The sequence below is a fragment of the Shewanella sp. LZH-2 genome, assembly GCF_016859145.1.
Classification (GTDB): domain Bacteria; phylum Pseudomonadota; class Gammaproteobacteria; order Enterobacterales; family Shewanellaceae; genus Shewanella; species Shewanella xiamenensis.
Window position 1 is genome coordinate 2,161,472 of record NZ_CP069350.1, and the last position, 21,144, is coordinate 2,182,615.

General features: G+C 40.4%; 17 protein-coding genes and 2 tRNA genes. 13 read left to right on the forward strand and 6 right to left on the reverse strand.

Annotation, left to right across the window (positions count from 1 at the left end):
- Positions 1 to 184: 184 nt before the first annotated feature.
- A complete protein-coding gene (gene gloB / locus JM642_RS09650) occupies positions 185 to 988 on the reverse strand; it encodes a hydroxyacylglutathione hydrolase (protein WP_203433600.1) in 804 nt (267 codons plus the stop codon).
- A 160-nt stretch (positions 989 to 1,148) separates the two neighbouring features.
- On the opposite strand from gloB, the gene JM642_RS09655 reads away from it, so the two are divergent.
- Positions 1,149 to 1,883 (forward strand): methyltransferase domain-containing protein, encoded by a 735-nt coding sequence (locus JM642_RS09655; RefSeq protein WP_037419144.1) that lies wholly within the window; start codon positions 1,149 to 1,151, stop codon positions 1,881 to 1,883.
- 23 nt (positions 1,884 to 1,906) lie between these two features.
- Positions 1,907 to 2,806, forward strand: coding sequence for a LysR substrate-binding domain-containing protein (locus JM642_RS09660; protein WP_055647910.1), 900 nt, complete (start codon positions 1,907 to 1,909; stop codon positions 2,804 to 2,806).
- A gap of 23 nt (positions 2,807 to 2,829) precedes the next feature.
- Here JM642_RS09660 and rnhA read toward each other — a convergent pair whose 3' ends face one another.
- Complete coding sequence (gene rnhA, locus JM642_RS09665) at positions 2,830 to 3,306, reverse strand: ribonuclease HI (protein WP_037419137.1); 477 nt, start codon at positions 3,304 to 3,306, stop codon at positions 2,830 to 2,832.
- A 70-nt stretch (positions 3,307 to 3,376) separates the two neighbouring features.
- On the opposite strand from rnhA, the gene dnaQ reads away from it, so the two are divergent.
- From dnaQ to JM642_RS09700, 7 genes are all read left to right on the forward strand, one after another.
- A complete protein-coding gene (gene dnaQ, locus JM642_RS09670) occupies positions 3,377 to 4,105 on the forward strand; it encodes a DNA polymerase III subunit epsilon (protein ID WP_037419134.1) in 729 nt (242 codons plus the stop codon).
- Between the two features lie 10 nt (positions 4,106 to 4,115).
- A complete protein-coding gene (locus tag JM642_RS09675) occupies positions 4,116 to 5,585 on the forward strand; it encodes a TIGR03503 family protein (protein ID WP_239000498.1) in 1,470 nt (489 codons plus the stop codon).
- Positions 5,586 to 5,749: 164 nt separating this feature from the next.
- A tRNA-Asp gene (locus JM642_RS09680) sits at positions 5,750 to 5,826 on the forward strand.
- A 57-nt stretch (positions 5,827 to 5,883) separates the two neighbouring features.
- A tRNA-Asp gene (locus JM642_RS09685) sits at positions 5,884 to 5,960 on the forward strand.
- Between the two features lie 695 nt (positions 5,961 to 6,655).
- Positions 6,656 to 7,021, forward strand: coding sequence for a response regulator (locus JM642_RS09690; protein ID WP_037419128.1), 366 nt, complete (start codon positions 6,656 to 6,658; stop codon positions 7,019 to 7,021).
- Positions 7,018 to 7,590 (forward strand): chemotaxis protein CheC, encoded by a 573-nt coding sequence (locus JM642_RS09695; RefSeq protein WP_172589911.1) that lies wholly within the window; start codon positions 7,018 to 7,020, stop codon positions 7,588 to 7,590. The genes JM642_RS09690 and JM642_RS09695 overlap by 4 nt, the downstream gene beginning before the upstream one ends.
- Before the next feature lie 2 nt (positions 7,591 to 7,592).
- The gene (locus JM642_RS09700; RefSeq protein WP_172589910.1) at positions 7,593 to 8,891 is read left to right on the forward strand and encodes an ATP-binding protein; all 1,299 of its coding nucleotides are present in this window, start codon (positions 7,593 to 7,595) and stop codon (positions 8,889 to 8,891) included.
- 36 nt (positions 8,892 to 8,927) lie between these two features.
- On the opposite strand, the gene JM642_RS09705 is transcribed toward JM642_RS09700, so the two are convergent.
- From JM642_RS09705 to JM642_RS09720, 4 genes are all read right to left on the reverse strand, one after another.
- A complete protein-coding gene (locus JM642_RS09705; RefSeq protein ID WP_203433602.1) occupies positions 8,928 to 10,586 on the reverse strand; it encodes an ATP-binding protein in 1,659 nt (552 codons plus the stop codon).
- Positions 10,587 to 10,666: 80 nt separating this feature from the next.
- Entirely contained in the window at positions 10,667 to 12,001 is a 1,335-nt protein-coding gene (locus JM642_RS09710; protein ID WP_203433603.1) for a hypothetical protein, read from the reverse strand.
- Entirely contained in the window at positions 11,985 to 13,352 is a 1,368-nt protein-coding gene (locus JM642_RS09715) for a HAMP domain-containing sensor histidine kinase (protein ID WP_203433605.1), read from the reverse strand. Before JM642_RS09715 ends, JM642_RS09710 begins: the two co-directional genes overlap by 17 nt.
- A 297-nt stretch (positions 13,353 to 13,649) precedes the next feature.
- On the reverse strand, positions 13,650 to 14,960 hold the full coding sequence (locus JM642_RS09720; RefSeq protein ID WP_050991328.1) for an HD domain-containing phosphohydrolase: 1,311 nt from the start codon (positions 14,958 to 14,960) through the stop codon (positions 13,650 to 13,652).
- 92 nt (positions 14,961 to 15,052) lie between these two features.
- Here JM642_RS09720 and JM642_RS09725 point away from each other — a divergent pair, with 92 nt between their 5' ends.
- From JM642_RS09725 to JM642_RS09740, 4 genes are all read left to right on the forward strand, one after another.
- Entirely contained in the window at positions 15,053 to 15,631 is a 579-nt protein-coding gene (locus JM642_RS09725; protein WP_037427647.1) for a response regulator, read from the forward strand.
- Positions 15,632 to 15,639: 8 nt separating this feature from the next.
- Positions 15,640 to 17,616: an EAL domain-containing protein gene (locus JM642_RS09730; protein WP_144375002.1), complete on the forward strand. Its 1,977-nt coding sequence runs from the start codon at positions 15,640 to 15,642 to the stop codon at positions 17,614 to 17,616.
- A 9-nt stretch (positions 17,617 to 17,625) separates the two neighbouring features.
- Positions 17,626 to 18,738 carry an HDOD domain-containing protein gene (locus JM642_RS09735; RefSeq protein ID WP_037419113.1) on the forward strand — a complete coding sequence of 371 codons (1,113 nt, stop codon included), beginning with the start codon at positions 17,626 to 17,628 and terminating at the stop codon, positions 18,736 to 18,738.
- Between the two features lie 296 nt (positions 18,739 to 19,034).
- Positions 19,035 to 21,065 (forward strand): cation:proton antiporter, encoded by a 2,031-nt coding sequence (locus JM642_RS09740; protein WP_037427645.1) that lies wholly within the window; start codon positions 19,035 to 19,037, stop codon positions 21,063 to 21,065.
- Positions 21,066 to 21,144 lie beyond the last annotated feature (79 nt).

Sequence of the window (21,144 nt, forward strand, 5' to 3'; positions counted from 1 at the left end):
ATTGATTATGTGAAAAAAAGTGGCAACACAGAGCGCAAAGTATTCACGCAAAAACGAGCCATTCTATGGGATCTTTTCGAGCTTGTCCCTAAATTATCGTACATCTTGTAGGGTCACTTTTGATCTACGTCATCAAAAGTGGAAAAATCTGTATAAATTTCAGCCATAAATGGATCATTTTTTACTAAAAAATATCTTTCCACTGCCGAAGTAGGGTAAAACAGCTTAGTTCATCAGCTTTAGTCAGATCTTGGTCACAAAACTTACTTTTTATGCTGTTGACTATGGTAGGCGCTAACGGACGAAGGAAGGGATTGATTGCCCGCTCTAACCCTATGGTGGAGGGGATGGTGGCTTTGTTTTGGGCACGCATTGTGGTGGCTTGCTCTACATACTTGTTGAGTGCAGCGTTATCTGCATCTACCTCTTGGGCGAATTTAAGATTCGCAAGAGTATATTCATGGGCGCAGTACACTCGAGTCTCATCGGGTAACGCCGCGAGCAAACTTAAGGATTGCCACATTTGTGCAGGGGTGCCCTCAAATAAACGACCGCAGCCTGCACTAAAGAGTGTATCACCACAAAATAGTGCACCATCAAGTAGATACGCTATATGACCAGCAGTATGCCCAGGTACAGACAAGATGTGTATGGGCGCATCGATAAAGGGCAATGTAAGTGTATTGCTCTGTGTAGGGTCGATTGGCTGATTGATGCCTTGAATAGGTTCACGTTGCGGACCGTAGACAGCTAGGATCTGGTCTGTTGTCTGCTTAACATGGGCGGCGAGGGCGGTTATTCCACCTGTATGATCATGATGATGATGAGTGATCAAAATACCCGCTAACGTAAGTTGATGTTTACGTAAGTAGTCGAGCACAACATGTGGATCGCCAGGATCAACCACATACACCGTTTGCTGGGAGTCTTGTCGCAACACCCAGATATAATTGTCATTAAAGGCATTAATCGCTGTTATAGTGAGCATAGCACCGCCGATAGCTGTATTTTGATTTCAAGATGAGGTTATTATCCACAGGTGGATATCAGTTGGCGACTATTGTGATTTTTAAATCACCTAATGATGGATGTTCAATGAAGGTCTTAACTCGGTAAAAGTAATAAGATAACGGAAAGGGAGGTGAGTTGTGTCGTATAACAGTTCTGTGCGTAAACCTGAGCAATGGGAAGATTTACCCAATGGCGACGCACTCCAGCAAGCTGTTACCGATAAACTCACTGATTGGTGGCCAAGGGTGTTTGGCTATCATTTGTTGAAGTTGGGCCCCTTAAGTGCACAGCTTTCCAGTATGGCATCCCCTGTTGCTCATCATTTTTCACTATGCTCAGCACCAACAGCCTCGTTAATGGGGGATTTTTGTCATTTGCCGATACAAAATGGGGTGATTGATGCTGTGGTGATGAGCCTGCTACTAGAGTTTGAGGCTGATCCTTACCGTATTTTACGGGAAACCGACAGAGTGCTGATCGCCGGTGGTTATTTATTTATTGTGGGCTTTAACCCCTTAAGCTCAGTGTTTCTTGGCAAGCTGTGGCCGAAATATCAAGATGATCTACCTTGGTGCGGACGCTTTTTTATGCCATCTAGGGTGCGAGATTGGTTAGGGCTACTTGGTTATCAAGTGGTGAGTGATGAGCGTTTGGTTTACCATCCCCTGATCGGCGAATTGAATCGTGGTCGTTTTTTACAGCAAACCTTAGCTTCATGGCTTCCCAGTGCGGGGAGTTTGTATTTGATTGTGGCTCGAAAATTAGAATCACCATTAACCCCAATCCGTGACAAACGTAAAGTTCGACAACCCAATTGGGCCACTGCGCCAAGTGCCGGACGCACTGGGCATTTATCCGAACATATAAAATAACATCATCGATTAATGAGTCCGATATGCGAATTACCCTAAGGCAACTTGCAGTTTTTGAAGCCGTCGCACGCAGTGGTCAGGTGGCAAAAGCGGCTGAACAAGTTAATCTATCGCCGCCTGCGACCTCTATGGCCTTAGCCGAACTGGAAAAACAGCTCAATGCTCGGTTATTTGAAAGAATTGGCAATCGTCTGCAACTGAATTCGCAAGGTAACCTCTTGTTGCCGTTGGCCACCGATCTTTTACATCGTGTTGAACAAATTGAGCAGGCATTTACTCGTCAAGATGGTGATTTGGTTGGACACTTAAGTGTGAGTGCAAGCTCAACGATTGGTAATTATTTACTGGCGAAAGCGGCAGTGGCATTTTGCCAGCAACATATCCAAACCCATGTAGACGTGGCGATCACCAATACCCAAGAAGTGATTCAATCCGTTGCACAATTTCGTGCCGAAATGGGGTTTATTGAAGGGCATTGTACTGATAACCGTCTTCATATCGAGCCGTGGCACAAGGATCGATTATTGGTGTTTTGCCATCCCGCTCATCCATTAGCAGGGCAAACGGTTAAGCCTATGGCCGTAAAAGGCCAATCTTGGGTGCTGCGTGAAGAAGGATCGGGAACTCGGGAATATTTTGTTAATGCGGCCAATGAACTGGGTATGCAACCGGAGGCTAAGTTCTGCTTTACCACGCCAGATGCCATCAAGTTGGCGGTAAAACAAGGTGCTGGTTTGGGGGTTTTGTCAGAACTTGCGTTGGATAAAGACATTAGTCGAAAAGAATTGGCTCTAGTCACCATTGAAGGATTAGTGCTAGAGCGGCAGTTTTACCGCATCACTCATAAGAGTCGCCAAGCAACGTCGTTAGGGCTGGCCTTTGTGCAGTTTTGCAGTAATTTTTTCCATTTATCACGAGAATAATGGTGTTCTAGCAGCAATAAGTGTTAGGACTCCGCCTGATAACCTGCATCAATTTGCGTAGGATTTGCCTCTGCGGCGGCGCGAGCAAGTTGATCACAGCGTTCATTTTCCGCGTGTCCGGCATGGCCTTTTACCCAGCGCCAATCAATTTGGTGGAGTTGAGCGGCGTTATCTAAACGTTTCCAAAGATCGACATTTTTCACCGGCGTTCGATTAGATGTCATCCAGCCTTTTTTCTTCCAACCGTGGATCCAAGTGGTGATCCCTTGGCGCATATATTGGCTATCGCTGGTGAGAATGATTTTACAGGGTTCTTTTAGGGCCTCAAGCGCAACGATTGGGGCTAATAATTCCATGCGATTATTGGTTGTCAGGGCAAAACCATCGGATATCTCCTTTGTATGGCCCTTATAATTCATTACAATGCCATAGCCACCGGGGCCCGGATTGCCTAAGCAAGAACCATCGGTGAAGATGTGGATTAGTTTTAGTTCAGTCATCAAGTGGTTACCAGCGGTGTAAATATCGGCCGAGTATAACCAAAAAAAGTCATAAGAAGCGCATAAAAGTATGAATATTATCTCAAACGCAAGCCGTCAGGTTATTTTGGATACTGAAACCACTGGTATGAACCAGGGGAGTGGTGCGGTGTATTTAGGACACCGAATTATTGAGATAGGTTGTGTTGAGGTCATCAACCGCCGTTTAACGGGGCGTTATTACCATCAATATATCAATCCTGGCCAAGCGATTGATCCAGAAGCGATTGCTGTTCACGGGATCACCGATGAGCGTGTTGCAAATGAGCCAAGATTTCATCAAATAGCGCAAGAGTTTATCGATTTTATCAGTGGCGCAGAAATTGTAGCCCATAACGCAAACTTCGACGTGAGCTTTATGGACCATGAGTTTTCCTTACTACAACCGTTAGGACCAAAGACTCGCGACATTTGTGATATTTTAGACTCCCTCGATATCGCTAAGTTTTTGCATCCTGGGCAAAAAAACAACTTAGACGCTCTCTGCAAACGATATGGCATCGACAATTCCCGCCGCCATTACCACGGCGCATTACTCGACGCCGAAATTCTTGCCGATGTGTATTTGTCGATGACGGGAGGTCAGACTAAGTTCAATCTCTCTAACGAAGAAGTTGGTCAAGAGGCGGGAGGCATTCAACGCTTTGATCCCGCATCACTTAATCTTAAAGTGATCAGCGCATCGGCCGATGAACTCGTTATACATGAACAACGCCTTGATTTAGTCGCAAAATCAGGAAAGTGCCTCTGGAGAGGATAATTTTTAGCCTATGACGATGTCGCTGCGAAAATCTCTAGTCAATACCACGTTAATACTCGGCTACCTTAGCTTGAGCACGTCATTGTTTGCGGCTGATACGGAACCAGTGACCGCTAAGCCGACAAAGCCGACTACCGATATGGCAGCTAAGGTTCAAAATACTGCTGAGCCAAGTGCTGAGGTTAAGGTAAACAGTGCTGAGAGTAAGGTAAACACGTCGTCCAAGCCCTCGAATATGAAAGTCGTGCCCGTAGATACGGCTTCTGAGCTTAAAAATCGTTTTCGGGTGGATCATATGGTCAGCAGTATGACACTCATGATCCAGCGAGAATATGGTTCGGCCCCTGTGGTGATTGTCTTGCCTGATGGCAGTAAGTGGTACGCCAATCGTCATCCAGAAACCGTTAAATGGGTTGATGGTATAACCGGAGATATTATTTATATCGAATCACCCCAGCCTGGTCCTTGGCAATTAGTGGGTAAGGTGGTGCCGGGCTCGAAAATTAAACGGGTTTCAAAGCTTGAGATTGAAGTTCAACGATTACCTCAGCCATTATTTCAAGGTGAACAAACCAAAGTGATTGCCCAATTAATGGGAGATGCAGAGCGCGTTCGCATGCCTGGGATGGACTATTTAGTCGAGTGGACCGCGCACTTTGTCAGTAAGCATCGTACGGGCGATGAAAACTTTGCCGCAGGTGACATTATCGTTGGTTCCTACAAAGATAATGGTGAAAAGTTCGATGAAAGACCTGATGACGGCATATTTACAGGCGATATCAATCTTAAGCAGCCATGGGGTGAGTACGACTTTGTCGTTCAAGCGCGTAACAACGTATTTGAAAGGCAAGTCTCATTTCCTTTTAGCTTATCTCCACGACCCGTAAATGCAGAGGTGATAACTCCTGAAGATCCTTTAACGGGTCAATGGAAAATCATGCTACATGCCGATAGTAGCGTATTACAGCTAGCTGAGACCCATTTTTCATTTGAGCTTGTTGGACCTGCTGGTTTGCAACTTCCCCTCGTAGTTCATGGGCTTAAGGAGAGCGGCACTGAATTGCCGATACCGCCTGTGACCGAGTTTGGCAGTTACCGAATAAAAGGCTCTGCTGCGACAACGACAGTCACTGGCCGTGAAATAGTACTCGATTTACCTGAACTGTTCTTCAACCTAGTGCAACCGCCCGAGCCACCACCTAGCGAAGAAGAGCTCGCAGCTGTGGCCGCGCAAAAGGCTGCAGAGGAAGAGGCACTCGCTAAGCAGGAAGCGATCTTCTGGATTATCACCGTCAATGTGGTGTTAGTGCTACTGGGGGTGGTTGGGCTGATTATTTGGCGTAAGCGTCAAAGTTTGGCACAAGCATTAGCCGCGGCCGAACAGCGGATTTTAGATGAAGCGGAACAAAATAAAGCTGATGTCCCATCTCTTGATGAAATAGATTTAACTATGCCAGATGAACCTGATAATCGTAGATAAAAGTGAAGGAAAGGGTGAGATTTACATCGGGATTTGCAGATATTTTGTTCACTTATCATGGGGTTTTGTTAAGTTTGGCGAAATTTTAACTAATCGATGCAATTGAGTGAAAAAAACGGTTGACGCTTCGAACGCTCAACCGTATTATTCACCGCAACTTGAGTGGAGCGGTAGTTCAGTTGGTTAGAATACCGGCCTGTCACGCCGGGGGTCGCGGGTTCGAGTCCCGTCCGCTCCGCCAGTCAAGTTATTAAAAGTTAAAATTATAGTGCTGTTATAGCGGTATAATAAAAAGTTTGGAGCGGTAGTTCAGTTGGTTAGAATACCGGCCTGTCACGCCGGGGGTCGCGGGTTCGAGTCCCGTCCGCTCCGCCAAATATGAAAAAGCCTCATCATTTGATGAGGCTTTTTCATTTGCGATATCAGTAAACCACTAGTGTCTACCGTCTAAAGAATGTTGATATTTTAAGATTCAATTTTGTTTGAGCAAGTGCTACTCGCGAAGCGAGTAAACATGGGTCGTTATTTTACTCAAATTACCAGCGTCTCTAATCACTGAAAGTAAAGAGAAAAGTCTTGCCAGAATGAACTCTTCTGGCAGTATTTGGCTGATATTTCTGCGGAGTTATCTTAGTTTTATGTAGCTTAACTATGCAGTATGGACTTTGCCTCGCACAACCAGCCAAACTGCTGAAACAAACCACTCTTAAACATCGCCAACACGCCCTAATACCTCAAATAAATTGGTCGTATTCTGTTATGTGGTTTTATTCCAATATTGCTACTCGCGTTCAATTAAAACCAAGCTGTTCATCTATTTTTAGTCAAGTTAAAGCTACAAATGACTGTTTAGCTAAATTTTCATGCTGAAAGCAACTGGAATGCAATCAAGACGGTAGAATAGTTTTACTAGTTTGTTGTTTTGGCATGAGTTATTTTTTAAGTTGAACCTTATCGAGAAAATCATTGTGCTGAAGGTTCTGCTAAGATTCTTATTATTAGCGCTTAACATTGACGCATAGTGAATAACGACTAATATAAGACAGATGAGACACTCATGAGGTGATGCTATGCCAATACCTGTCACAATTGCTGATGATTCTTTAATGTCCAGAAAAGCGGTAAGACGAGCTTTACCGGAGGACTGGGATGTTGAGATCACTGAAGCGTGCAATGGAAAAGAGGCCCTAGAAGCAGCTAATTCAGGTAAGGCTGAGGTACTATTTCTTGACCTGACCATGCCTGAACTTGATGGATTTGGAGTACTTAAATGTCTTCATGAACAACAATCAAAGACGGTTGTGATTGTGATAAGTGCAGATATACAGCCAGAAGCTAAATTGTTAGTTGATTCCCTAGGTGCTTTTCGTTTCTTACAAAAACCGTTACAACCCGCACAGTTAAGGGAAGCACTTTTCGATGTGGGGCTAATATGAACATGTTGCTATCTGAAGAACAGCGAGACGCGCTCCAGGAATTGATGAATATTTCTATGGGGCAAGCAGCTAATTCACTTGCTCGTTTAATCGAAGCTAAAATTACACTATCAATTCCTAAAATCAGTGATGTTACTCCTGAACAATTTGTCTCAATGCTATCGGACGAGGCAATGTGGTACACACGCCAATCATTTTTAGGCAGTATTAAAGGTGAAGTTATTTCAACGCTATCTAAGCAGGGCTGCGATGCGATTGGTACATTAATGGAGTATGAACTGCCACTTACTCAAGACCGGTTAAATGAATTGTTGTTAGAACTTGCCAATATTTTAGCTGGTGCATGTTTAACCGGATTTGCTGAGCAACTTTCATTAAACGCAAAGTTAAGTATGCCGACAATGTACAATGCGACTAGTCAGCATTACCATTATAGATGGGCAAGTACTTTAATGATGGAGGTTGAGTTTAAAGTGGAAGTGAGTCAGTTTGACTCAAAAGTTGTGATCTGTTTGGAAGAGGCATCAGTTCAAACTTTATTAGCGAAACTACAGCAGCTGCTGGAGTAATTATGAGTCAGTCACAGCTATTGCAGAAGCTTACTTCACGCTTACCACTTGGAATTTGTGTGGTTGATGAGTTTTATCAAATTATTTACTGGAATGAATTTTTTACCGATAGATTGTCAACCGATAATAAGTCAGTTACACACGAAAATAACTTACTCACGTTATTCCCTGATGCCGCAAAATTTCTTCAAAAAAAAATTAATAGCGTTTTTGTGCTTAATAATGCCAGTTTCTCATATTGGGAACATCGTCCACATGTATTTGACTTTAGTAGCAGTCGGCCTATTACAGGTGAAGAGACTGCTATGTACCAAAATATTGAGTTTTTCCCGCTCGATATAGAAAATAATCAAGTGAAAACAGTTTGTTTAATTGTGCAAGATGTAACTGAGCTTGCAAGTTATTACCAAGCACAAAAATGCCTTTCTGAACAATTGGAACAAGAGCATACAGCACTGAGTTTTCTCAATAAAAAACTAGAGGCTGCTCAAAATCAATTATTACAATCTGAAAAAATGGCCGCAATTGGGCAGTTAGCTGCAGGTGTTGCTCATGAAATTAATAATCCAATTGGTTTTGTGAATTCAAACTTACAAAGCTTACAAGATTATAATGATAAGTTATTAAAATTACTTAGCTTTTATCAAAAACTAGTACATAAAATTGGGTCTCCGCCTTATTTTGCACTTGAACAAGATATGTTGAAGCGACATCAGTTTGAATTTATATGCTCAGATTTACCTGATTTAATCAATGAATCGATTGAGGGATTAGATCGCGTTGCCGTAATAGTGAAAAGCCTCAAGTCTTTTTCTCATGTAGATAGTAGTGAATGGCAATATGCTAATGTAATAGAGGGTATTGAAAATACATTAAAAATTGCTGCTAACCAAATTAAATATAAAGCTGTTGTTCTTCGTAATTTCCAGAATAATTTGCCAGAGCTATATTGTCAGCCAATGCAGCTTAATCAAGTATTCCTTAATCTGTTAGTTAATGCTGCGCAAGCTATAGAGGAAAGAGGTGAAATATCTATCGATGTAAGTGCGACAGAATCAGAAATTATGATTATTATTCGTGATACTGGTTCTGGTATTGCGGCACAAGATATACGTAAAATATTTGAACCTTTTTACACCACCAAACCTGTCGGAACAGGCACTGGGCTTGGTTTATCATTATCCTACAGTATAGTTCAAAAGCATAAAGGTGAGATTAAAGTCACTTCTACTTTAGGTGTGGGCACTTCTTTCACTGTGATATTACCGATCTTAACTCCTGCAGATGTTTCTGAGTGTTAGGTCTGACTCATGTGTTATCATTGATATTATATCCTATTATTTTTCATTTTCAGCTAAAAGTGCATCTGTTATAGCGGTTGACAATTCGTTGATTTCATCTAGGGTTATCATTCGATTTTTTAGTTGCACATTGAGATGTGCCGCACATGACGATATATTGCTAAGCCCTAAACACGCACTTGTTCCTTTTAGCTTATGTAATTCATGTCCTAACTTTGTTATTTCTCCATCATTGATAAGTTGCTTTAATAAGGACAATACATTAGGTAAGGTTTTTAGATATTCAATTGTTAAATCATTATCTAATATGTCATCTTCTTTTTTTTGCTTATTATATGTTGATTGGTTTTCTCCCAGAAAATATTGCAAGGTATCAATGAGTTGTTGTTTGCTAAAAGGTTTTGTGATTTTTTTGTTGAAAGCGCTATTTTTTTCACTGTCATCATAAAAAATATCAGCACTTAATAATAATAAAGGAATATTTTTACTCATCGCACGTATTGTATTTGCAGCGGTAAGTCCATCGATAACTGGCATTTGTTGGTCTAATATGATCAGATCGTAATGTTTTAGAGATGCTAATTGTATTGCTTCTTCACCATTGACACCAAAATCTATACTTATTCCTGTATCTTTTAGGTAAATGGCTACTAAGTCTCTAATATCCTCTACATCATCAACAAATAAGATGCTTTTCTTTTTCCAGTCTATGATGTCATTTTGAATAATGTTGATTTCATCATGCGTTATGGCAACGTTATTAATTAATTTTTCTGCGGGTAATGTGATAGAGAAACAAGACCCAATCCCAACTGTACTATGCATATTAAGTTGTAAAGACATAGCATCAGCTAATTGTTTACTGATAAATAATCCTAGACCTGTACCACCATAATCTCTACTGGTACTGGAGTCTGCTTGAGTAAATGCATGAAATAAACTCGATGCTTGTTCAGATGAAATACCAATGCCGTTGTCGATAATTGCAATATATAACTCATTTTTATCTGTTATGTTCGCAACTAATTTTATAGTACCTTTTTGCGTGAACTTTACTGCGTTACTAATAAAATTTAGTAATATCTGCTTAAGTCTATAAGGGTCTGTTTTTATATATTTAATATTTGATAGATTAATGTCTAACTGAGTGGTTAAATTTTTCGAATGTGCTAAAATAGTTAATGCATCACTTAAGCTGTTTAAAAGCGGTTCAATAGCAACCGATTGCTCAGCTATAGACATTTTTCCTTCATCAATTTTAGCCGCGTCTAAAATGTCATTAATTATACTTTGAAGGTGAGATGTATTTTGTTCAATTTTGCAAAGAGCAGTATGTACTTCACCATGGGTAATGGGTAAAATTTGTTCAGTGAAACCTTTAATTATCGTTATTGGAGTACGAATTTCATGGCTCATATTAGCAAGGAATCTAGTTTTAATTGCCGCTAGATGATTTGCTTTATCGCGCTCTTCTTCTAATTCTCTTGTTCGTTTTTCAACTCTTTCTTCTAACTCTTCATTAAGAAGTCTTACCTCATTCATTGATGATATTGTTGCGTTGTGAGCACCAGTTACTCGTCGTTGCATATTTATAAAGCTATGCGCTAAAGTGTCAATTTCAAGCGCCGATTGAGTAAGATTCAATGCTTTGCTATTTAAGGTTTTGCCATCCCATTGTTGAGTGTAATCTACCAATTGCTCCAATGCCTGTGTGTAGTTTTTTACAAATCTTTTTGATAGTCTAACAGATGTTTCTAATATTATAGTGATTAAGGCTAGAGCAAGAAAAAATAAATTGAAAGTTTTATGAAGAGATCGTTCGTGTCAATGAAAAAATATAACTCCCAACCAGTTAAACCTATTTTTTCATTGATGATAAAGTGATGCGCATCTTTGCTAAATGCAATAGGGTTAAGTGGGTTGAATATACTTTTTCTTAAAAATGTTTCTTTCATCGGCTCGCTATCTTTAGGTCGAGTCCAGACACTGCCGATATCACCACTTACATTGTTTCCCCATACTTTTCTTCCTGATTTATCTATGAGTATACGATGTGAAATACTATCATTATGTTTATCAAATAATGTCAGTAATGAATTAAGTTTTATTGCTAATTGTAGAACACCATCAAATTTATTTTCTCTTATTATAGGTGTGCTTACAGCAAATAATTGATCATCTCCGAGTGATCTTCCTTTGAAGGTATCACTTATAAAAGACGTTTTTGTTTGTTTTACCAAATAAAAATAGGGACGGTCTGCAACGCTCAAGTTGCCGATGTTGTTTGTGTTTGCATCAACTTTGTAGAAATCTCTAACAATACCATTATTATCTGTTACAAGTGAAGATATAAATTCTGGAGATTGTTCCACAAGAAGTTTTAAAGTGTTTTTGGTAACTTGTTTTTCTGTTGTATTAACAATAGTTTCAATCTTTACGATGTAATCTTTTAGTTTTAACTCAATATTATCCTTAAGAGAGTTAACTTCATTTTGATAATGAACCATTTGTTTCACAAGTTCTAAACTCGTTAGTCCATTGAGACCAAGTGTAATAAGTAATGTTGCAGGGATTGCTGTGTATAATCCGACTCTAAAAGATAGTTGATGTTGCAATGACTGTTTTCTTAATTGCTCATTATTAACATATAATGCAAGAAGTAAACGTGCAGCTTTTATACTCCAAATAAATAATGCCGTTGATAAAGAGCAATATATAATCAAGAAGGATAAATTATCCTTTATAGCTTCCAGTGAAAACATTTTTATAACGAGAATAGCTGCTAAAAAATAAATCACAGAAATTTGCGTTGTGTTTGAGCTATTTTTTTTAATATAAATATTAAATAATACGACTTGTATAAGGCTTAGTATTATAGCAATAAAAGAGGGGAGTGGAGATGCAACAAAAACAAAACATACTAACGCCCACAAGGGACCTAAACGTGCTAGAATCAATAAAGCTGCAACATTGCCTACATTGAGAGGTACTGCAATTGGAACGGTTACAACTGATAAATTGGCAACCAATCCAATGATAATACAATATAATAAGAATAATATTCGATGTTTCTTAATGGATTTATTATGTCTTCTAATTATTGCTAGCATGGCTAGACTCCGGTAGACCTATAACAAATTTTGTACCCGAAGGCCCTGTGTAGTCAAGAGTAATAAATCCATTGTGTTGCTCTACTATAGCTCTTGATATTGATAGCCCTAACCCAGTACCTTCACCAATTTCTTTTGTTGTAAAAAAAGGTTCAAAGATATGTGGTATATCAGTCTCATGTATACCGTTCCCATTATCCTTTATTTCAATGTTTATCCAATGATTTATCTTCATGATATCTATTTCAATTAATCCTTTTTGATGTTTTATTGAATAATAGGAGTTGTTTATAATATTTAATATTGCTTGACTTAGTTGTGTTGTGTTTCCTTTGGCTAATGCACTTTCTAAATGATGAGTTAAATTTATTTTTATGTGTTTTTTTAGATTGACTTTAGCTATCTTTACCGTATCTTCAACAAGCTTTACTATGTTTATAGTTGATATGGTTTGTTCATCTGGATGTGTGAAGTTACGTAGGTTTTTAATAATATCTCTCGCACGTCTAGCACCTTCTTGACTTTCATTAATTAATTCAATACTGTCTTTTAATATAAAATCAAGCTTGTGCTTTTTAATGGACTTATTAATTTCTGGATATGTATTGTTTACTTCGTTTATGAATGAGTTGATATCTTTTAAGTACACGTCAAGCGTTTTCAAGTTGCTATAAATAAATCCTAGTGGGTTATTCAATTCGTGGGCAACGCCGGCTGCAAGTTGACCAATTGCCGCTAATTTTCCTTGTTTCGCTAAACTGTTTTCAATTCTTTTTTGTTGTGCAAATAAACTTTCGCGTTCAGCTGCAATATGGCGATAGTCTCTCAATGTGAGTGTGTTTGCGATAAAACTACAGTAGTTTGATATGATAGATTGCGCTCCAGAGTTAAAGCTATAGGGCTCTTTTTTTAGCAAGATGACGGCATAATCACTGTTGTTAAATTTTACAGGCTGAATTAGTGCTGATGTCGCTTGGGGCAATAGGCGTTTTAGAGTGCTTGACCAATTAGAGGTAGAGTCTAAATTGATCACTGTTGTTTCTCTAAATTCAAATTTTACAGTTTTAGTATTTTCGAATGTAATGTTTTTTCCAATTAGTTCCTCATGTGTGCATGCTAAAATACTCAGTTCAGTACTTTCTGGGTTGCAAGTTACGATTAATTGAAGATCAGGTTTTAACTCCTGTTTGACTAGTGAAAATAAGACGCTAAAGGGCATAGCTTGGTCTATGTTTTCCGTCAAAGCTTGCATTGATTTTGAAATTAAATTATTGAGTATTTTAAACTCTAATAATTCCTGATTTTCTGCTCTTAATTGTATCAGCAATTGCTGTTGGTCATTTTTATTCATTCAATAGTCCAAATTGCACAGCTAACTTTATAAGAGTATTAGTCGTTTTGACACAGTTGAAAGAGAGCACGTATGTCAACGTTACAAATGCTAATGGAAGGGATGGAAGTTAGCTTTGTACCAACACTGAGTATAGCTTCGTTTAGCTTGCCAATAATCACCGCAATGGTCATAGGGATGATAACTGTTGAATATTTTCGCTCCTGTCGGACTTTTAACATCACAGCGTGGGCATTTTACATGTATTCAGGGAGTCATATATTTAAGTCATCCCATTGATCTATAATGTTTTAAGCTTTAGTTTGTTTCTATTTCAACTAACAATTGCTCCTTATGTTTTAGCTGATACTTTGATAATTTATCAAGTGAAGCAGAGGTTAGTATATGTCCTTCAGGTAACAGCAGTATGTGCTTAAGATTGTATAAGTTTTGCTTTAATTTCATACCGGCTTTGAGTGCACTCACTTGTAGTCCTCTTCTAGCTTTGTTTGCTATGTCTACTTCTTCGGAAGTGACTAAAATTGACAAAGCGTTGACTATCACTGGGTCATAATAACTGCCCTGGCGTAGTTTTATTGCGTCAAAGCCGTCAGCCATGCTTTTTTTATTACCATCGTATCGGCCTTCAACATGCAGCCAAAAATCTCTCGCTACTGCCAATATTCGTGACCCAAGAGGGATGTCTACGCCTGCTTTTTGAGCGGGTTCACCACCGCCATTAAAGCGTTCTAATTGATTGACGATGATGAGTGACATTTCGCTTAAATGTATCGCGGGCAGTAAGATCTCTTCGGCATGTAATGGATGTTCATTAAATAAACGACGTTCACGATCATAGAGGTCGGTATATGCCGTTTCAGCTATTTTGGTGGGGAGCGCGATTTTACCGATTTCTGAAAATAAGCCCGCTTTTGTTATCGTAACTACCTGTTCTGCGGGCAATTGCAATGCATTTGCAAGATATTCGCAGGTGGCGCTGATTTTACGGGCCAGTTCGCCACTGAGTGGTGGATAACTCACGATGATATTGTAGAGTACCTCTAAGGTAGCAGCTTCATCTTTTTGTCGTTCACTTGCTAAGTTTTTGAATTTTAATAGTGTTTGCTTAAGTTGTTCTGTACGTTTTTGAACGGTTTCCTCAAGGGAGTTATTGAGTTCTTTTAACTGTTTGTTTTGTGCGGCTACCTTGGCAGTAAGTTGTTTGTTTTGACGAATTAAGTGGTACATTGCTAATCCTTCGTCAACCACAGTTAATAGTTCTTGATTATCCCAAGGTTTTTGAACATATCTGTGGATTTTTCCAAGATTGATTGCAGAGACCGTCGAGGCAAGATCAGCATAACCGGTCATTAAAATGCGGTAAGCGTCTGGTTGTAATACCGCCGCTTTAGCTAAAAATTCTGCCCCCGTCATATTCGGCATACGCATATCGGTGATAATGACATTGATTCTATACTGCTTCATTAACTCTAAAGCTTGGCTCCCGCTATCAGCCAATAAAAGCTGCAGCTCCTTACCGATAAAAAGCCGCTGTAGCGATTTTAGAATACTGGCTTCATCGTCTACACACAAAATCAATGGCAGAGTGCTTTCAGATGGGGTTGGCATTAAGTCACCTATCGCATTTGTCCTATTTGTCTTATAGATTAAAATTATGCTATAAGTGTTAACTAAGCAAGAATAATCATGGGTACGAGAGCATGAAAACGCTCAAGCCAAGCGATATTGCTCAATATTGCGATGTTCATCAACGCACAGTGAGTCGCTGGATCGCTAAAGGTCAATTAAAAGGTCACAAATTACCTGGACGGGGTAATTATCGAGTCTTGGTTGATGACTTCATTAGTTTTCTACATCAACAAAACATGCCAATGCCAGAAGCCTTTTTAGCCTCAAATAATAATGAGTTAATGGCTGATAAAAAGTCTATTCTTATCATTGATGATGAATTATCGATGCGAAATGCACTCAGGCGGGCACTCCATTCAACACCCTTTGCAATTTTATCGGCACAGGATGGTTTTCAGGCTGGGGTGAAAATTATTGCTGAAAAGCCAGATTTAATTGTTCTTGACCTGTCCTTACCTGGGTTGAATGGTTTTGAAGTTATCCAATTTATTCGAGAGCGACCGGAGTTAGCAAATATTAAAATTTTAGTATTATCAGGGCTTTCACCTAAAGAGTTAGCAGAGTCGATTAGATTAGGTGCGGATGATGCGATAGCAAAACCTTTTGATAATCATGATCTATTGGACAGAGTAAATATGCTCTTAAGCTAGAGGCCACAATGGATAACTCTTTACTACTAGTCGATGACGATGTTGGCATTTTAAAGGCCCTAAAACGCTTATTAACTCGTTCTGGCTATTCGGTAAAGACTGCTCAAAGTGGAGAAGAAGCGTTAAACCTATTACTCACTTATGATTGTAAAGTTGTTTTGACCGATTTTAGAATGCCCTATATGGATGGAGGGCTGTTACTTTCTAAAATCAAACGCTTATATCCTGAAGTCGTCGGGCTTGTCATTAGTGGTTATTCAGATTTTGAGTCGGTGAAGTCATTACTTAATGCGGGTAGTGCGTATCGTTTTCTGCAAAAACCTTGGGAAGATAACGAGTTACTTGAAGAAATAGCGAATGCATTTACGCATCACAACAAACAGATTTTTCAACGCCAATCCCAAAAAATGTTGTTGGCTAGTTCCGATGCCTTACTCGAGATATCCCCATCTAATCAAATTGTGCATGCTAATATTGCGGCGACAAAGCTCTTGGGTTCAACCTTGGTCGAGGGACGTTTGCTTGATGAGTTTTTGGTTGAAACAGATAGGTTAACCTTGCAGGAACAGGCATTAGCAATCGGTCAGAGTGTATCTATTAGGTTATTGAATCACACTGAATTAGAAGTGAGTTGTCGTTTAGCTGGTCCTTCTGGGGTCGTTTTGTGTTTAAATCCCGTGACTGATGGAGAGTTGCTAAACACGGCATTTGAACTTCCTTCGCTGCTTAATTATCAGCAGCTTATCTCGGTGATAACACAATATCTCAATTCTCGCAGAGCTATGGTTCTCGTTGTTATCAAGATCAAAAGTTTTGAACTCTGGAGCCGCATGATTGGTTATTCAGAAGCGCAGCGGACTATCGAGCATATTGCATTACAGCTACTTAATTCCACTGGTACGGCAGGGGAGCTTGCACTACTAGCGAATGAACAATTTGTGCTTTGTTTACCTGATATTACCTCCGAGATGGACGCTTTACAGAAGGCCGCTTCAATTATTGACCCCGTGACTGGTAAAGCTAATTTGACCTCATCTAAGTTGGATTATGCTGTCAGTTACTGTCTTATACCCGACGATGGTGATGAGCCTCGAGCCGTTCTGAATAATTTATTACTGGGTAATCTGATGATGGCAGAAGACTCTGTCCGGATGTTCATGCGTTATGATCAGCAAGCTATCGAACGAAAAAAACACCAGATCTCATTAAATCAGGCGTTATTTCATGCGGTGCAACAGCGTCAACTTTTTCTGCATTTTCAGCCAAAATTTGATTTTGCCAAATATAATTTGTCCGGCTGTGAAGCCCTCATTCGGTGGCAGCACCCCGAATTTGGGATGGTTTCACCTGCGTTATTTATTCCTTTAGCTGAGCAACATGGCCAAATGGTGGATATTGGCTATTGGGTACTCAAAACGGCCTTTATTACTGCGGCCAGATGGCGGAGTGAAGGCATTCAATTTGGAAAAATGGCAATTAATATATCTGGTCGACAGTTAACTGAGCCTGATTTTATTCACTGGATAAAGCATCATATTCAGTTGACAGGCGTTTCACCGACAGATTTAGAATTTGAATTAACCGAAACTTTTTTGCTTAATAACCTTGAAGATTGTGCGATCACCCTTAAGGCGATTGCTGAACTCGGTATCAGTATTGCGATAGATGATTTTGGTACCGGTTATTCATCTTTGAGTTACTTGAGTAAACTGCCTATTAATGTACTAAAAATTGACCGTTCACTTGTGCTCGATATTGAAAGTAATTTGAATACTGAAAGTTTAGTGGCTAATGTGGTTAGGTTAGCACATGATCTGAACATGAAAGTGGTTGTTGAGGGTATTGAAACATTGGACCAACTCAATATTGTCAAATCCTTAGGTTGTGATGTAGTGCAAGGATACTGCATTTCTAAACCGCAATCTGAAGAGGAGTATTTAGCGCTATTGGCTTCTTTTGAAAGTCTTTCAGCTACAATGGCTTAGGAGAGAGTTATGTTTAATGTACTCTTTGTTGATGATGACAGTTTTATGCTTAGAGCTCTCTTGCGGCTAGCGAAAAGACTGAGACCTGACTGGCAGTTTTGGACTGAGGAGGATGGCCTAAACTGGGCAAAATCTATAGCTAATGATGTTAATGTCGATCTTATAATCTGCGATTATTTAATGCCTGATGTTAATGGCGATAGAGTACTCGTTGAGGTTTCAAAACATTATCCCCAGGCAATTAGAGCGTTACTTACAGGTGACACGACAGAGGAAGTAGTATGCAAAGCGGGCAAAACGGCTCATTTTGTATTGAGTAAACCCTTCAATGAACAGGATATTGTACAACTTCTGACCTCAGTGGAACGGGTTCATAAATTGCCATTCTCCCAAGACGTTAGAGCAATGTTGGGCGCAAGTGCTTTATTACTACCTCTGCCAGACATAGTGCAACAGGTCCGCAAAGTGCTTCTAAATCAGCAATCCGAAGCCGCCGATATTGTTGATCTTATTGCCCACGAACCAATTATTACCGCCAAATTATTACAACTCGCAAACTCCGCGTTTTTGGGTTTTAGCCGCACAACACTGTCAATTGAAGAGGCTATCAAACGCTTAGGGGTGGATTTAACTAGCGCGATTATTAGTTCTATCGCCATTGAGCAATCGGCGACGTCGATTATTGATAAGTCTGCACAGAGTAGAATTAACGAACATGCGTATCAGTTAGCGCTTAACGCTCAAAAAATCGCTAAAGCACTTAATTTACAAAAGAGTCTACAAGAAGAGCTATTTATTGCCGCTTTGATGTCGTCAATAGGTGAGTTGATTTTGGCATCTCGTATTTGGCAAGATTCGTTTGCGACTCAGTTTACGGAGTGGCCAGTGAGAAAACTCATCGTCTCTATATCAGCCTATCTTTTAACGCTTTGGGGGTATAGCGAATCCTTATGTGACAACATTTTGTCCAGCGCAGAGCCTGAGGTGAGTAATGTTGAACATAATCTAGCCTTATTATTATGCTTGGCACACTATGCCACTAAATATCACGGCAGAATCCCCGATGAAATATTGAATAAGCTACCCGATGAGCAAATAAAACTAAAATTAGCTAATCTCTAACTCAAGATACATTTGTGGGCATTTAGATCTTACATATTTATTCGATCACTAACTTATCCCAACTTGCTGAATAGACTGCAACTTTATTCTCTGTCGCTTTCGTGTTTCTTATATAGCAATGTAACCCTTCGAACTCCCTTGGTATGCGAATAAAGTTGAATATCATCTAACTTATTTGCATCACTAGAGCGTGCTTTTTACTGCTATTGTTATCATTAACCGTTTATTTTCCTGAATGAAAAAGCGTGTTAGGTTAAATCCACAATCGCATGCCTCACCTAACGAAAGGATGTTTTATGGTTGAAAAAATCACTGGGATGCTAGCACTCATCGGCGTGCTTTCGCTTTTTTGTCAATGGCTTGGTTGGAAGTTGAGATTACCAGCAATTTTACCGCTACTCATCTGCGGTTTGATGTTAGGTCCTGGGTTTGGAGTGTTAAATCCCGATGCAATATTTGGGGATTTATTGTTTCCGATTATTTCCCTAGGCGTTGCCGTGATCCTGTTCGAGGGTGCATTAACCCTCAATTTTAAAGAGATTAAAGATCATGGCCGCATGGTGACTCACTTAGTGAGCATCGGTATGGTGATCACTTGGGGCTGTATCAGTACCGCTACCTATTATTTGTTGAATTTTAGTTGGGAAGTTGCGCTGCTATTTGGTGCGTTGGTGGTGGTCACGGGGCCAACTGTGATTGTACCAATGCTGCGCAGTGTGCGGCCTAAGTCGCAGCTCGCGAGTATTTTACGCTGGGAAGGGATTGTGATTGACCCAATCGGCGCACTACTTGCGGTATTAGTATTTGAATATATTACGGTATCTGGCAACCCCACTCACCATGTATTGTTCGCGCTAGGATCAATGTTAACGCTAGGTTTAGGCTTAGGGGCTGCGGCAGGTTATTTAATCGGCCAAGTGATAAGGCATAATTTGCTTCCCCATTATTTACGTAATACAGCGGTATTGACCTTGATGCTCGGGGTGTTTGTTGGCTCAAACCTGCTACAGGAAGAGTCGGGATTACTTACGGTCACTGTGATGGGCATATGGCTGGCGAATATGCGCGGTGTGGATATTGCTGAAATCCTTGAATTTAAAGAAACACTGACAGTTCTGCTGATCTCCGCCTTATTTATTCTGTTAGCAGCGAGACTCGACTCGAATGCCATGATGGATTTAGGCTGGGGCGGCATTGGTGTACTCGCCGTGACCATGCTTATCGCACGGCCGCTCAGTATTTGGGTATCAGGTATTGGCACGTCATTGTCAAAGGCCGATAAATGGTTTTTATGTTGGATCGCCCCGCGCGGGATTGTGGCTGCGGCCGTGTCTTCGTTATTTGCAATTAAGCTAGAAGCCAATAATGTGCAGGGCGCTGATGCGATTGTGCCTTTAGTGTTTTTAATTATTATCGGTACTGTGGTTATCCAAAGTTTAACCGCAGGGCGCTGGGCGAAATACCTTGGGGTCACATCGGGGTCGGCTCAAGGAGTGTTAATCTTTGGCGCCTCTAAATTTTCCCGCGAGCTGGCAAAACTCTTAAAGGCAAAAGAGGTGAAAGTGCTGTTAGCCGATAGCAACTGGGATAACATTCGTCTTGCGCGGATGGACAATATTCCAGTTTATTTCGGCAATCCTGCCTCGGAACATGCTGAAACTTACATGGATTTAACCGGAATTGGCCGCGTGCTGATCATGTCGCCCTATAAACAGTTAAACCCGCTAGTGACGTTTTATTTTCAAGATGTGTTAGGCGCTAAAAAGGTCTTTGGTCTTAATAATGCCGAGCAGGGCAGCGCGCGCCATCAATTGTCTGAGTCTTACAAACAGCGGCTATGTTTATTTGGTGATACGGTTTCCTATGCCAAAATTGCTAGTCAAATGGCGAAAGGGGCACAGCTTAAAGTCACTAACTTAACCGAAAACTTCACCTTTGAGCATTTCCGTAAGCGTTATGGTGAAACCGCTTTGCCGCTAGTGTATCTGACTAAAGAAGGCAAAGTGGTTATCGTTTCAGGCAATGATACTCCATTCCCTAATGGTATTGAGTTAATCAGTTTATTGCCCGTTGAAGCCCTTGAAGAAGCGAAAACTCAGCAGGCGATTGCTGAGCAAGAAGCCAAAGAGGCCCAGGCCAAAGCGGTGGAAGAAGCTGCCCAAGACAAAGCAAAAGTTGAGGAAAAAGCCAAGGCTGATCAGGAAGCAGAAGCTGAGCGTCAAAGACTTGAGCTGCAAGAACAAATTAATGCTGGGGAGCCATCGCTACCAGAGGCTAATGCACAAGATAGCATTAATACATCGGATGAAACTTTAGCTAAGGGATAATGGACGGGATTAAGGATAACTAAGGATTAGCTTGGTATTTTCGAAGAGATAAGCCTGTTAAGTGAGGCGTAGATACAAA